This window comes from Oceanobacillus sp. Castelsardo, assembly GCF_001659985.1.
Classification (GTDB): domain Bacteria; phylum Bacillota; class Bacilli; order Bacillales; family Amphibacillaceae; genus Oceanobacillus.
In genome coordinates this window covers 143559-157746 of sequence record NZ_LYCS01000006.1, presented here as the reverse complement: position 1 = coordinate 157746, position 14188 = coordinate 143559, and the positions used below count along the sequence as shown (strand labels likewise).

Annotated in this window: 9 protein-coding genes and 1 tRNA gene; 1 reads left to right on the top strand and 9 read right to left on the bottom strand. The window is 36.8% G+C overall.

Going from position 1 to position 14188, the window contains the following annotated elements:
* Positions 1 to 53 precede the first annotated feature (53 nt).
* The 7 genes from odhB to A9178_RS12140 form a co-directional block, all read right to left on the bottom strand.
* A complete protein-coding gene (gene odhB / locus A9178_RS12170) occupies positions 54 to 1304 on the bottom strand; it encodes a 2-oxoglutarate dehydrogenase complex dihydrolipoyllysine-residue succinyltransferase (protein WP_068675646.1) in 1251 nt (416 codons plus the stop codon).
* A complete protein-coding gene (locus A9178_RS12165) occupies positions 1291 to 4176 on the bottom strand; it encodes a 2-oxoglutarate dehydrogenase E1 component (protein ID WP_068675644.1) in 2886 nt (961 codons plus the stop codon). Before A9178_RS12165 ends, odhB begins: the two co-directional genes overlap by 14 nt.
* Positions 4177 to 4811: 635 nt before the next feature.
* On the bottom strand, positions 4812 to 5285 hold the full coding sequence (trmL, locus tag A9178_RS12160; RefSeq protein ID WP_068675642.1) for a tRNA (uridine(34)/cytosine(34)/5-carboxymethylaminomethyluridine(34)-2'-O)-methyltransferase TrmL: 474 nt from the start codon (positions 5283 to 5285) through the stop codon (positions 4812 to 4814).
* 187 nt (positions 5286 to 5472) lie between these two features.
* Positions 5473 to 6318, bottom strand: a complete 846-nt coding sequence (locus A9178_RS12155) for an amidase domain-containing protein (RefSeq protein WP_068675640.1) — start codon at positions 6316 to 6318, stop codon at positions 5473 to 5475.
* 207 nt (positions 6319 to 6525) lie between these two features.
* Positions 6526 to 7041: a methylated-DNA--[protein]-cysteine S-methyltransferase gene (locus A9178_RS12150; protein ID WP_068675637.1), complete on the bottom strand. Its 516-nt coding sequence runs from the start codon at positions 7039 to 7041 to the stop codon at positions 6526 to 6528.
* Between the two features lie 38 nt (positions 7042 to 7079).
* On the bottom strand, positions 7080 to 8222 hold the full coding sequence (gene queG, locus A9178_RS12145) for a tRNA epoxyqueuosine(34) reductase QueG (RefSeq protein WP_068675635.1): 1143 nt from the start codon (positions 8220 to 8222) through the stop codon (positions 7080 to 7082).
* Between the two features lie 364 nt (positions 8223 to 8586).
* Positions 8587 to 8660 (bottom strand) — tRNA-Gly (locus A9178_RS12140).
* 228 nt (positions 8661 to 8888) lie between these two features.
* Between A9178_RS12140 and dat the strand changes: the two genes are divergently transcribed.
* On the top strand, positions 8889 to 9743 hold the full coding sequence (dat, locus tag A9178_RS12135; protein ID WP_068675633.1) for a D-amino-acid transaminase: 855 nt from the start codon (positions 8889 to 8891) through the stop codon (positions 9741 to 9743).
* Positions 9744 to 9882: 139 nt separating this feature from the next.
* Here dat and carB read toward each other — a convergent pair whose 3' ends face one another.
* On the bottom strand, positions 9883 to 13119 hold the full coding sequence (carB, locus tag A9178_RS12130; RefSeq protein WP_068675631.1) for a carbamoyl-phosphate synthase (glutamine-hydrolyzing) large subunit: 3237 nt from the start codon (positions 13117 to 13119) through the stop codon (positions 9883 to 9885).
* Positions 13106 to 14185 (bottom strand): carbamoyl phosphate synthase small subunit, encoded by a 1080-nt coding sequence (locus tag A9178_RS12125; protein WP_068675629.1) that lies wholly within the window; start codon positions 14183 to 14185, stop codon positions 13106 to 13108. The genes carB and A9178_RS12125 overlap by 14 nt, the downstream gene beginning before the upstream one ends.
* Between the last annotated feature and the right edge of the window lie 3 nt (positions 14186 to 14188).

Below are 14188 nucleotides of genomic sequence, written 5' to 3'. Positions count from 1 at the left end.
AGAAAAAAACCCTCGTATTAACCAATCAGTCAATACGAGGGTTCCATATATAATTAACCTTCTAACAATAACGTTTCTGGATCCTCTAGCATTTCTTTCACACGAACTAGGAAACTAACTGCTTCTTTTCCGTCCACAATTCGGTGATCATATGATAGAGCAAGGTACATCATAGGACGAACTTCTATAGAATCATCAGGCATTACCATCGCGCGTTTTTGTATACTATGCATTCCTAAAATTCCTACTTGTGGTGCATTCAGAATTGGTGTAGACATCATAGATCCAAAGATTCCACCATTAGTAATAGAGAATGTACCACCTTGTAAATCACTTAACCCTAATTTATTATCTCGAGCCTTCTTACCAAGGTCAGAAATTTCTTTTTCAATACCAGCGAATGTTAGTCGATCCGCATCCCGAACAACTGGCACAACTAAGCCATCATCCGTAGAAACAGCAATACCGATATCGTAGAATTTCTTCAAAACAAGTTCATTACCTTGAATTTCCGCATTTAATAATGGGAATTCTTTTAATGCCCCTACTACTGCTTTAGTAAAGAATGACATAAATCCAAGTTTTACACCATGTTTTTCAACAAATTTATCTTTTCTTTCTTTTCTCAAATTCATAATTGCAGTCATATCTACTTCATTAAAAGTAGTTAACATTGCAGACTCTTGTTGTACAGAAACAAGATTTCTTGCGATCGTTTGGCGGCGTCTTGTCATTTTAATACGCTCAACCGGCTTTTCGAATTCCTGTTTAGTGTCTTGTGCAGGTGCTTCTTTCTTCGCTTGAGTTTCCTGTTTTGGAGCTGCACTTGCTTGTGCCGCTGCTTCCACATCATCTGGACGAACCCGACCTAGTGGGTCACGTGGGGTTACCGTACTTAAATCAATATTTAATTCACGCGCTCGTTTTCTAGCTGCAGGTGTCGCGATAACATCCGCATTGCTACTTACTTCCTCCTGTGCTTGTGGAGCCTTTGCTTCCGCTGCTGGTGCCGCTTTTGCTTCATCCTTTTCAGGAGCTTCTTCTTGCGCTGGTGCTGCTCCCGCTGTTCCATTTTCATCTAATTTAGCAATAATGTCTCCTACTGATACATCATTACCTTCTTCTTGAAGAACCTCTGTAATTACCCCTGAAAAATCTGAGTTTACTTCAACGTTTACTTTATCTGTTTCAAGTTCTACAATAGGGTCTCCCTTTTCTACCTTATCCCCTACATTTACAAGCCATTCAGCGATAGTACCTTCTGTAATTGATTCTGCGAGTTCTGGAATTTTAATTTCTTGCACTGGATTTTCCTCCTTCAGGGTTAATTGCTTGTTGTATTATTTGATTTTGTTCAAATTTATGCACGTTTGGTAATCCTACAGCTGGTGCTGAACGATCTGGACGACCAATATAACGTATTTTTTGTCCATCTTTTAATAATGGGCGTATATAATCATCCACAAAGTCCCATGCTCCCATGTTTCTCGGTTCTTCTTGAACCCAAACAACTTCTTCTAGATTTGGAAGTTCATTCATCATCTCTTCTAATTCTTTCAGAGGGAATGGGTAAATCTGTTCCAATCGAACAATACGTAACCAATCATAGTTTTCACGTGATTCATCCATTGTTTCTTCAATGTCTACCATAATCTTACCAGTACCAATTAATAAACGTTTTGCATCTTTACTTACTGCAACGTTTGGCTGGTTTCTTAATGATTTAAATTTAACATCTGTAAATTCTCCTGCCTCAGATGCCATTCTTGGATTACGAATCATACTACTCTTAGGTGTCATAACAATTAATGGTCTTGCAACATCTTCTCCACCTAATTTAGCTTGTCGGCGCATCAAGTGGAAGAATTGTGCAGATGATGTAGGATAAGCAATAATCCAGTTATTTTCTGCGGCCATTTGTAAAAATCTTTCTAGACGAGCACTAGAGTGTTCAGGCCCCTGACCTTCAAATCCATGCGGAAGTAACATTACTAAGTTCGATTTATCTCCCCATTTAGCACGTGCGGAAGAAATAAATTGATCAAACATTACTTGCGCCACATTGGCAAAATCGCCAAATTGAGCTTCCCAAATAACTAATGTCTCTGGTGAATAAATACTATAGCCATATTCGAATCCTAGTACAGCTACTTCGGAAAGTGGACTATTTCTAATTTCGAAAGTAGCTTTAGAATCCTCGATTCCATGTAACGGACAATACTTTTCACCCGTTTCCACATCATTAAGTACCATATGACGATGGGCGAAGGTACCACGTTCGGTATCCTGGCCAGTGAGGCGAATTGGAATTCCATCTTTTAGTATGGAAGCATATGCTAATGCTTCACCAGTTCCCCAATCCGCTTTATTCCCCTCTTTAAGCGCGTCTTCACGACGTTTCAATATTCTTTCTGTTTTCTTAAATCCTTTGAAACCTTCAGGACGTTTTAACAGATCTTTATTTAGTTTTCTTAACGATTCTAGTTCAACGCCAGTTTCAAATTTATTTAAGCCATTCCTTAAAACACTTGGCATTGGAGTCGGCTCTGAATCTACCGAGTCATTTTCAATCATACCATTATAAATATCGCGGAATTCTTGCTCTACTCTTTCCGTAATTTGCTTTATGTCTCCTTCATCGATATATCCATTTTTCTCGAGTGAAGCGGCATATACGTAAGTTACGGAAGGACGATTATCTATTTCTTTATAAAGTAGTGGTTGTGTCGTTCTCGGTTCATCCATTTCATTATGACCAAAACGACGGTAGCCAACTAAATCTATTAAAAAATCTTTTTTAAATTTTTTACGGTATTCATAGGCAATTTTAATTGCAGACATACAAGAAATAGGATCATCTGCATTTACACGAATAATTGGAATCTCAAAACCTTTAGCCATATCACTTGCATACCTAGTAGAACGGCCATCTTCTCGATCTGTCGTATATCCTAAAAGGTTATTAGCAATAATATGAACGGTACCACCAGTATGATATCCAGGCAATCCACTTAGGTTAAGCGTCTCTGCTACAACACCTTCTCCGATAAATGCGGCATCTCCATGAATAAGTACACTGAATGCTTTATCGACATCACGTTTCGGATAGCCTGTTTCACTTCTATCATCTTGTGCAGCTCGAGCAAAGCCTTCCACAATTGGATTGACAAACTCCAAGTGTGATGGATTGTGAGCTAAAGTTACTCTTGTTGTGTGATTTCCATTTTTAACTACTCTTTGTGCACCAAAGTGATACTTAACATCACCAGTCCACCCGTAATTAATTTTCCTAGAACTTTCAGAAGGTATTAATTCTTTATCTGATGAATGATGGAACTCAGAAAAAATCTTATCGATTGGTTTTCCAAGCACATGTGCAAGTACAGATAGACGCCCACGGTGTGCCATACCCATCATTATATCTTCAACTTTATCTTGATTACCAAAATTAACTAATTCATCTAACATTGGTACCATCATTTCTAGACCTTGGATGGAGAATCGTTTCTGTCCTACAAATGTTTTTTGTAAAAATAATTCGAAACCTTCTACATGAGCTAAGCGCTCGAGTAATTTAATTCTCTCATCCTTTGATAATTCTAATCTAGCATTACCAGATTCAATTAAATCAAATAACCATTTTCTTTCATCATCATTGTTTACATGATCATACTCAAATGTAATGGTTCCAGTATAATATTTTTTCAATGTATTATATACATCTAGACCATTTTCAACTCCAGCCGGGGATTGTTCCCATAGCCAATTAGCTGGCATAGTTCTTAAATCTTCTTCTGTAATACCATATGTTTCTGGATCAATCTCATGAGACATTGGGTCTTTATGTTGATATACAGGGTATATATCAGCTTCTAAATGACCATAACGACGAATAGCCTCAACAAGTTTCAATGCTGAGGTAAGCTTTTTTACATCAAAATTCGAAGGCGCATGAAGAGTCGCTATGTTCGAAGATTCTTCCATATTTTGCTGGTTTAGCTTCTCAGGTGAACCGTATTTTTCAAATATTTCTTTCATTGATGGCTCAACAGCTTCAGGATCATTTTTAAATAATTCATATTGTTGCTGTACATACCCAATATTTGGGCCATAAAATTGTTCCCAAAATCTTTTAGCAGATTTTTCCAATCCTACTACCACGATGAATACCCCCATAAATACTTTCTCCGTTTATGTAAACGGTTAATAATTGATAGATACTGCCCTTCACCAATAATATACCTTATTTTATTGGTGGAGACAATAAATCTACTCGATATTTGTAAAGAAAATGAATTGTCGTAATAATTATATATTTTACGAAAAATAACTGAATATTCTCTTTACATTTTGTGTTGAATTTTAGTTAACATTGAAACCGTTTTGATTTATACTATATTATAATAGTATCTCTATTTTCTTAAATAAGGAGGAAATACATATGAAATTAGCTTTAATTTTAGGAGTAACTGTTACATTTCTAGTTTCTATCTTCCAATCAGGTTATGAAGCAAAACCAGGAGTTCCAAAAGATAATCAATAATACTAAAACCGCCATGTATGAAAACATGACGGTTTTTTTATGGCTAACCCCAGCGCTTTTCTTATGTCTAGCTCCAGCGCCCAACGACTAGCGAGACTTCCTTCACCTTCGTACGATAAAGAAGACTTGCCGATTGCTTGCAGAGGCTTAGTCGCACTTATACCCTTGCGGTGAAAGTCAACATCGACTCACCACGTTCGTCGTGTTTCCTTTATCTCCTACGGCTCAGTCCAGTCCGTACGTCGCTAAACGGGCGCTTCCGCTTTTCTTATGTCAGATTAGGAAAGTTCTGTTGTCTTAGTGCCTCGTAAACAATAATCGCCGCTGTATTGGATAAATTCAAGGAACGTACTTTGTCATTCATATGAATTCTTAAGCATCGATCCTCTTTACCAACAAGCAATTCCTTTGGTATTCCGTTTGTTTCTCTGCCAAAAACGAAAAATATATCCTTATTTTGGTCACTAAAATCATAATCTGTGTAATGTTTAGTTCCAAAATTTTCAATATAATAAAATTCACCTTCAGGATATTTATCATATAACTCATCAAGTGAATCATGTTCATGGATATCTACATTTTGCCAGTAATCAAGACCCGCACGACGAACCATTTTATCATCCGTTGAAAATCCAAGAGGACGAATTAAATGTAGGGTAGTATCCGTTGCTAAGCATGTTCTTCCAATGTTACCCGTATTAGCTGGAATTTCTGGTTGGTATAGTACAACATGTAAACTCACTTTTCATTCTCCTATCAATTCCGGTGAAAGTGACACTTCGCATTTCTTCGTTGGCTTGCTATTCCGCTGCTCACGTATTAACTGCATACGTTCCGCTGCTCAAAGCTACGCCGCCTCGAACTGCTCGGTCCTTTTCACCCTCCTTTTTGAACAACCTCTTTAAACACGAAATTTATTATAGCACGTTTTATTCCCCTATACGGAAAAATTTATATTGTATATTCGGCGTATATGCGGTTGAATCTTCATAAGACCAATATCGATGTCTGCTATTGTCCGTATGGGCATTTACTAAAGGCATTCCATAGGCATCTTTACTTACAACAATTGTATTATGATCCCATCTGCCATTTCCCTGAAAATCATAGCAAATTATATCCCCTGGCAAAAGGTCTTCCGGTTTTTCAACTTCTCTTCCTTTCAAACCTTCTGTTGAACCACTTAAATACCATCGTAATGAATGGGCAACCGCCCAACTAAAACTCCAGTTATCCCCAGTGTACCACCATCCTCTATCACGAACTGGTGCCCCTCGCATTGGCGCTCCACCGGCTCTAAGACACTGAGAAATAAAATTGGTACAATCTACATCAAACACTCGATACTCAGGATTATAATTATTCCACCATCGTTCTGCATACTGTACTGCAGAATGTCTGTCATAAGAAAATCGCTCACCATTTCGCTCATTTATTTTATCTACATTCAGGGTTGGTATGTCGTCTGAAGCGACATTGGTAACAATCTGTTCATGATCTACTATTTCATTATCTATTAGTCTATATTGATACGGAACGACTAGTTCTTCTAGATGAAAATTCTTTCCCTGTTTTATTAAGAAAGAAACATGAAATAAGTACTGGTAAAGAGTTTCCCTATCATATTTCAGTTTTCGAAATACCTTTCCGTTCCCCTTCGTCTGGACAATTTTAGCATTTCTTTTTTCCCATAGAGCTTTTTTTCGTGCCCACCAATCGTCATTATTTCGCTCGTTTTGAAAAAAGTCTAACCACCAATGTTTAACCTTTTCCATAAAATCCCCTCCACTTTTTAGTATATGGAGGGATAGCTTGGTTTAAGTATAAAGTGAAACTCATTCAGTGGAGTTTTTTTCCCACTGAAAGTAGTTTAACTTATCAGGGCGCTACTGGCTGTTGTCCCCACTTTGATTTCTTTGGTTTAACTCGATTTCTTGAATTGGGGATCTTACAGCCAGTTAAGACGTGATAAAATTAAAGACCTACCTTACCATGTTTTCATGTTTTAATAAAAATTCTTTCCTATATAATCCTCCGTTATAGCCAACCATTTTTCCGTTTGTTCCAATAACTCGGTGGCACGGGACAATGATAGAAAAAGGATTCTTATTAACAGCTCCGCCTACCGCTCGAACTGCCCTAGGATTTCCAATCGCTATCGCTATATCTTTATATGACCTCGTTTCACCAAAAGGAATAATGTCATATAATGATTGCCAGACTGCTTTTTGAAAAGGTGTACCATGAAACTCTAAATCAACTGAAAAACTTGGTTGATTTTTATCAAAATAATTCTTTAACTCTGATTTAACTTGCAAGAAAGCATTTGGTTTATGAATTAATTCTGTCCGCGCCGGCAAATAACGTGTCATCCACTTATGATAGTGTTCGGATAATTCATTCATAGAACCATAATCCGTCCGAATAAGTTTATCGTCGTGACTAAGTAGAGTCATCGGACCAATAGGAGACTCTATTTCATCAAAATAAAACTTCATCGCACACACCTTCCTTCCGATTATACTTTCCCACCTGCTTAACGAGTCGTTTTCTCAAATTCCAAGCCCTTTTCCATTTCGTATATTACTCGATCATCTTTCTCTATTTGCATTGCTTCTTTGATAGCTAAATATGCCTCTTCTGTTCCAATTTTACCTAATGACCATGCAGCTGTTCCTCGAATAACTGGTCTTGGATCATTTTTCATTACTTCAATTATCTCTGTTACAGCAGTTTTGTCTTTATAATGAGCTAAAGCAATTAATGCATTTCGTTGAAGTGGTTTCTTCCCACGCCATGAACCTGAAATGGAACCAAATTTTTCTTTGAATTCGCGATTCGAAATTCGTAGCATAGGGATTAATTTTGGTTTGGATATTTCAGGATCGGGTTCGAACTCTGAATGGATGTGAAAATCAACACCTTTATTTTTTGGACATACTTGTTGACACGTATCACAGCCATATATGCGATTTCCTAGTTTTATACGAAATTCATCCTCTAAATAATCCTTTGTCTGAGTTAAAAACGCGATACAACGATTCGCATTAAGTTGTCCACCTTCTCCAACCAATGCACCAGTTGGACAAGCATCCAAGCATTTCCTACAATCCCCACAACTATCTTCTACCGGACTATCTGGAATAAAAGGAATGTTTGTTATCATTTCTCCTAAATACACAAACGAACCAAATTCAGGAGTAATGATGGATGTATTTTTACCACTAAAACCGATACCAGCACGTTCCGCAACCGCACGATCTGACAACTCTCCAGTATCTACCATTATCTTCGTTACAGCTTCGGGTACTTTTTCATGAATAAAATCAGCTAGTTTGTTTAATCGTTCACGTAATACTTCGTGATAATCAATCCCCCACGAAGCTCTAGCAAAAAGGCCACGTCTTTCTTCCTTCGTACTTCTCGGTGCATTTTTCATTCGAGACGGATAAGCTAAAGCAATAGAAATAATGGATTGTGCTTCTGGAAGTAATCGTACTGGTTCTGTACGTTCTTCTATAGACCCTTTTTCAAAACCAGATTGATAATTTAATTCTTGTTGACGTCTTAAACGTTCCTTTAATTCAGTAAAAACATCCGCTGTAGCAAAACCAATTTTATCTATACCTATTCCGAGCGCATATTCTCTTAATTCTTGTTGTAGTTCTTCGGTGCGCATCCATAGAACCTCCTTTCTACCTTCTATGTATATTTTTTATTTTATATAGTTTTAGAATACTACGGAAAAAATGCTGTTTTCAAGTTATGTCTATAAGCGGGATTATCAATGAAGTTTATTTTTTTATATAGCTGATACCATTTTTCACGTGTTAAAAAATTGGAAAAGGTGGTCACAAAGAAGACTTAGTTTAGGTGGAGTTTTAACTCCACCTGATACTTAGTCGCTCTTATTTCGAAGCTTGGCGGCACTTATCTCCCGCCTGTAGAGGCGGGAGATAAGTGCCGCCGCGTAGATAAAAAGTAAAAAACGCAATACTTCGTAGCCATTTTTACTACGAAACACTGCGTTACAACCTTATGTATGGAGCGGGTGATGGGAATCGAACCCACGACATCAGCTTGGAAGGCTGAGGTTATACCATTTAACTACACCCGCATAGGAAAATTATTTAATTTTTTGTTTGTTGTGCTAACAAAATATATTATAACAATCTAGTATATTGAATTCAAGGAAATTCTACATTTTTTTACAATTATATTATAAACACCTATCTTTCTACTACAATTTTAGATAAAAACACATGAATACACGACAAGATTTGTTGTCGACCTACTATATAAGAAGTGATAAACTAGACTTACTTAGGGGAGGGGAAGTAGAAAAATGGGTGTATATCCTATTATTTTGACTCAATCTAAATTCATGCATCGCGATCATTTAAAGTATCCATTTGAAGAAAGAGGTTTACAGTTCGGTGATGGAGTTTATGAGGTAATCCGCATTTATCAGGGTGAGTATTATTTATTTGAAGAACACATAGATCGTTTATACCGTTCTGCGGAAGCAATCAAACTTACACTACCTTATTCAAAAGAAGAATTAAAAGATTTATTACTGGAATTAATGACTAGAAATAAGATGAACAAGGATGGTAAGTTATACCTCCAAGCAACCCGCGGTTCAGCTCCAAGGGATCATATTTTTCCTAAAGGGGTTCTACCAAATATTTATGGGTACATTCAAGAATTACCCCGGAACTTAAACAATTTAAACAATGGAGTAAAAGCTATTACAAGGCGTGATGCACGATGGGAAAATTGCTATATTAAAAGTTTGAATCTTTTACCTAATGTTCTCGCTAAACAGGAAGCTAGTGAGAATGATTGTTATGAAGCAATTCTACATAAAGATGGGACGGTAACGGAGTGTAGTAGTTCTAACGTATATTTAGTGAAGAATGGAAAAATATTCACTCACCCAGCTACAAATAACATCCTACATGGTTGTGTTAGAATGGCTGTTGAGAGATTTGCTACAGATCTAAATATTGAATTCATTGAAGATGCCTTCTCTGTTGAAGATATTGCAAAAGCTGATGAATTATTTTTATCAAGTAGTACTTCCGAAGTGTTACCAATCATCCAAGTAGACCATACAATTATTACTGACGGAAAACCTGGTAAAGTAACAAAAATGCTTCAGGCAGCTTATGAACAAGATGCTAAACTAACAAAATAAGGATTAGATAGAAAAAACGGGAGTGTAAATCACTCCCGTTTTCTTTTATCCTTGTGAAATTAAAAAATTTAGCTTATTAAATCTTGTCTTTGAGAAGACCGACTAAGAACGGTCTTTATGTCCTGCGGTAGCGGAGTCCTTACGTCGCTAAACGGGCGCTTGCGCTTTTGTTCTCTTCCAAGTATTCTTGTAACGATAAGGTTTTTACTTGATTTTCTTTATTGTTATAGCATTCTATCATGATATCAAGTGTTTCTAAACTTGTGAAGTATGGGATTTGGTATCTTACTGCCAATTCCCTTATATAGAATCCGACTTTTTCCTTTTCTCTTCCTTGGTTTGGGATATTCAATACAACATCTGGCGTATTCGTTATCCAATAATTTAATATTTCATCTTTATTATTAGAAAGTGGAAATGCATAAATTCCTTTTGTTTCTAAAAATTTCGCAGTCCCTTCCGTTGCCACAAGTTGAGTTCCTGCTTCTACAAATTTTTGTATAAGAGGTAAGCTCTCCTCTTTTAACCGATTAGTTATGGAAACAAATAACTGATTTACATTTCTTAAATCACCCATATGTGATGCGACTTTTTGTAGTGCTTCATTATTGGAATACCCTAATCCAATAATTTCCCCGGTCGATTTCATTTCTGGCCCTAAAACATGGTCGACCCCTTTTAATTTACTTGCAGAGAATATTGGTGATTTGACAGTATAATAGGTGGGTTCAGGGAGTAAATCTAATTGATTTGTAATCTCCTTTAATGAATGACCTAATTGCGTTTGAACTGCCCATTCAATCATTGGAACACCAGTTACTTTACTCATAATCGGAATAGTTCTTGATGATCTAGGGTTAACCTCTAATACGTAGATAACATCACGATGGATAACAAACTGAATATTCATCATTCCAATAACCGGAACTGTCTGACTTATCTTTTTAGCCATAGCCACGAGCTGTTGTTTCACTTCTTCCGATAAAGAAATTGGCGGAAATACTCCCATACTATCCCCTGAATGAACTCCAGCACGTTCAATATGCTCGAAAATCCCGGGAACAACGATATCGGTCCCATCACTAATCACATCGATTTCACATTCCACACCGGGTAAATATTCGTCAATAAGCAATGGCCAACAACGATCATTCGTATCCTTTTGTATACGCGATATATAACTATATAATTCTTTTTCATTATTACAAATGAACATCGATTGCCCGCCTATCACATAGGAAGGACGAATAAGGACTGGAAAACCTAAATTATTTGCCGATGCGGATACTTCATCTAAAGAATGAACGATATGTCCGGAAATGTGTGGGATATTTAATTGATTTAGAAGATCATAAAATTGTTCTCTGTCTTCCATTTGGTCAATATGTTCTGGAAGTGTACCAAAAATATGGATACCTTCTTCCTTTAAATCATTGGCTAAATTAATGGCTGTTTGACCACCAAACTGAATAAGAACCCCTTCTACTTGTTCTTTCTCGATAACTTGAAGGACATCTTCTAATGCTAATGGTTCAAAATATAAGCGATCAGCAATCGAATAATCCGTGCTTACTGTTTCTGGATTATTATTGATAACAATGGCTTCATATCCCATTTCTTTCACAGCCCAGGCTGCATGTACCGAACAATAGTCAAATTCTACCCCTTGTCCAATGCGAATCGGACCTGATCCTAAAACAAGCACTTTTTTCTTACTATTGGTTATTTTCACTTCATCTTTTCCTTGCCAGGTTGAATAATAATATGGAGTAACTGCATCAAACTCACCTGCACAAGTATCTACTAATTTATATACCGGATGTATAGAAATCTCTTTATAATAGTTTCTTAAATTTTTCGCCGATGTTCCTACAAGTTCAGCAATTCGAAGATCGCTAATATTTAATCGTTTCGCTTCGAATAGCGCCTCTTTCGGGACATTTGGCCACTCGCACCCACTCAATGTAGCCTCAAGCTGTACAATTCTTTCTATTTTTCGTAAAAACCAAAAATTAATTTGAGTGATATTCTTGATTTTCTCCATACTTATTTTTCGCTGAAAAGCCTCTGCGATAGCAAATAGTCTTAGGTCATTTGGACTAGTTAGTAAATCTAGGATTTCAACATTTGTTTTTTCATCCATTCCAGGCCAGTTCAAACTATACATATTCATTTCGAGTGATCGGACAGCCTTATTTAATGCACCTTCAAAAGTCCGATCCATTGACATAACTTCCCCAGTAGCTTTCATTTGTGTCCCCAGTGTACGGTCTGCTTCCGTAAATTTATCAAAAGGAAAACGTGGAATTTTTAAAACGACATAGTCGATTGCTGGTTCAAATGAGGCATATGTATTACCTGTAATCGGATTAATAATTTCATCTAAATGCTGGCCGATTGCACATTTTGTTGCAATCCTAGCAATTGGATAACCAGTCGCTTTTGATGCTAGTGCGGATGATCGACTAACTCGTGGATTAACCTCGATAATACAGTATTCTTTTGATTCTGGATGAAGAGCAAATTGAATATTACATCCTCCAACTACACCCAATGCACGTATAACTTTTAAAGAGGAAGTACGAAGCATTTGATATTCCACATCTGTTAGTGTTTGTGAAGGCGCAACAACGATGGAATCCCCAGTATGCACACCAACTGGATCAACATTTTCCATGTTACAAATAATCACACATGTATCATTGGAATCACGCATTACTTCATATTCGATTTCTTTCCATCCTTTTATACTCTTCTCTACTAGTACTTGGTGAATGGGACTTAGTTTTAGACCATTTTCGAGAAGGGCAATATACTCCTTCTCATTATAGGCAAAACCTCCCCCTTCCCCACCAAGAGTATAAGCCGGTCTAAGAATAACTGGGTAACCAATTTGTTTGATGAAATCCAAACCTTCATCTAATGATTCCACAATTTGGGACTCAGCAATCGGTTCACCTATATCAATCATTAATTGACGGAATTTTTCTCTGTCTTCCCCTTTTTGAATGGAGTCAACAGAAGTTCCCAATAATTTGACGTTGTATTTATCTAAAATACCTTCTTCATATAATTTAACTGTTAAATTTAAACCCGTTTGACCACCTAATGTTCCAATTAAACCATCTGGTCTTTCTTTAGCAATAATTTTTTCTATAGATTCAATGGTCAATGGTTCCATATATACGTGGTCAGCAATGGACTCATCTGTCATAATCGTTGCGGGATTATTATTAACAAGCACTACTTCTATGCCTTCTTCTTTTAAAGCAAGACATGCCTGTGTGCCAGCATAGTCGAATTCTGCAGCTTGCCCGATAACAATCGGTCCCGAACCTATAACGATTACTTTATTTAATGATTTATGCTTCGACATACTTTTTCCCTCCTGAAGAAATCATCTGCTGCACGAAATCAGCGAAAATATATTCTGTATCACTTGGTCCCGGATGTGCTTCAGGGTGGAATTGAACGGATTGAACGGGTAAGTGTATATGTTTCATTCCTTCCACAGATTTATCATTGACATTTCTAAACAACACTTGAAATTCATTAGAATCTATACTGTTACCCATCACAGCATACCCATGGTTTTGTGAGGTAATATAAACTTTACCGGATCCCATATGTTTTACTGGATAATTCCCACGATGCCCAAATGATAACTTTTCTGTTTTTGCACCGTAAGCTAAGGCAATAAGTTGGTGACCTAGGGAAATTCCAAGTGTAGGGTAATTTTGAGTTAATTCCTTAATGGTTGAAAGTACCCCATGTAATTCCTCAGGATTTCCTGGTCCATTACTAATCAAGATACCATCAGGAAGTAGAGACTTTATATGCTCGAAAGAAGTATTATATGGGACAATCGTTACTTTACAATTTTCTTTTAATAATGCCTGAAGTAATGATTTTTTATAACCGAAATCAAGAATGACGACATGATGGTCTCCATTCCCATATACTTCTGGTACTTTAACAGAAACTTCACTAACCAATTCTATTGAATCCGTGCTTTTCCATTTGCTATTTGAATATCCTTCCTGCTTTGTAATGGTACCTTTCACTGTCTTATATTTTTTAATCATATCAACTAAAGAACGTGTATCAATATTTGCTAATCCAGGTATATTTGATTTTTTTAACTGCTCTGAAATAGTTGTAGTAGATTGATAATGGCTAGGCTCATCGCAAACATCATTCATAATAACAGCCGAAACAGCGATATCATTACTTTGGTCATCATGTTCATTAATACCATAGCTACCTATTGTCGGGTAAGTGAATGTTAATATTTGCCCTCGATAAGACGGATCTGTTAACATTTCCTGATATCCAGTCATACTCGTATTAAATATAACTTCCCCTTCAGTTTCTATATCTGCCCCTAACCATTCACCTACGAATGTTTCGCCCGTCTCTAACACAAGATATCCTTTGGTCATGAT

Bases quoted from the DNA above. Each gene is read 5' to 3' on its own strand.
- A9178_RS12165 (WP_068675644.1), bottom strand. From the start codon at position 4,176: ATGGGGGTATTCATCGTGGTAGTAGGATTGGAAAAATCTGCTAAAAGA.
- A9178_RS12155 (WP_068675640.1), bottom strand. From the start codon at position 6,318: ATGGAAAAGGTTAAACATTGGTGGTTAGACTTTTTTCAAAACGAGCGA.
- A9178_RS12150 (WP_068675637.1), bottom strand. From the start codon at position 7,041: ATGAAGTTTTATTTTGATGAAATAGAGTCTCCTATTGGTCCGATGACT.
- queG (WP_068675635.1), bottom strand. From the start codon at position 8,222: ATGCGCACCGAAGAACTACAACAAGAATTAAGAGAATATGCGCTCGGA.
- dat (WP_068675633.1), top strand. From the start codon at position 8,889: ATGGGTGTATATCCTATTATTTTGACTCAATCTAAATTCATGCATCGC.
- carB (WP_068675631.1), bottom strand. From the start codon at position 13,119: ATGTCGAAGCATAAATCATTAAATAAAGTAATCGTTATAGGTTCGGGA.
- A9178_RS12125 (WP_068675629.1), bottom strand. From the start codon at position 14,185: ATGACCAAAGGATATCTTGTGTTAGAGACGGGCGAAACATTCGTAGGT.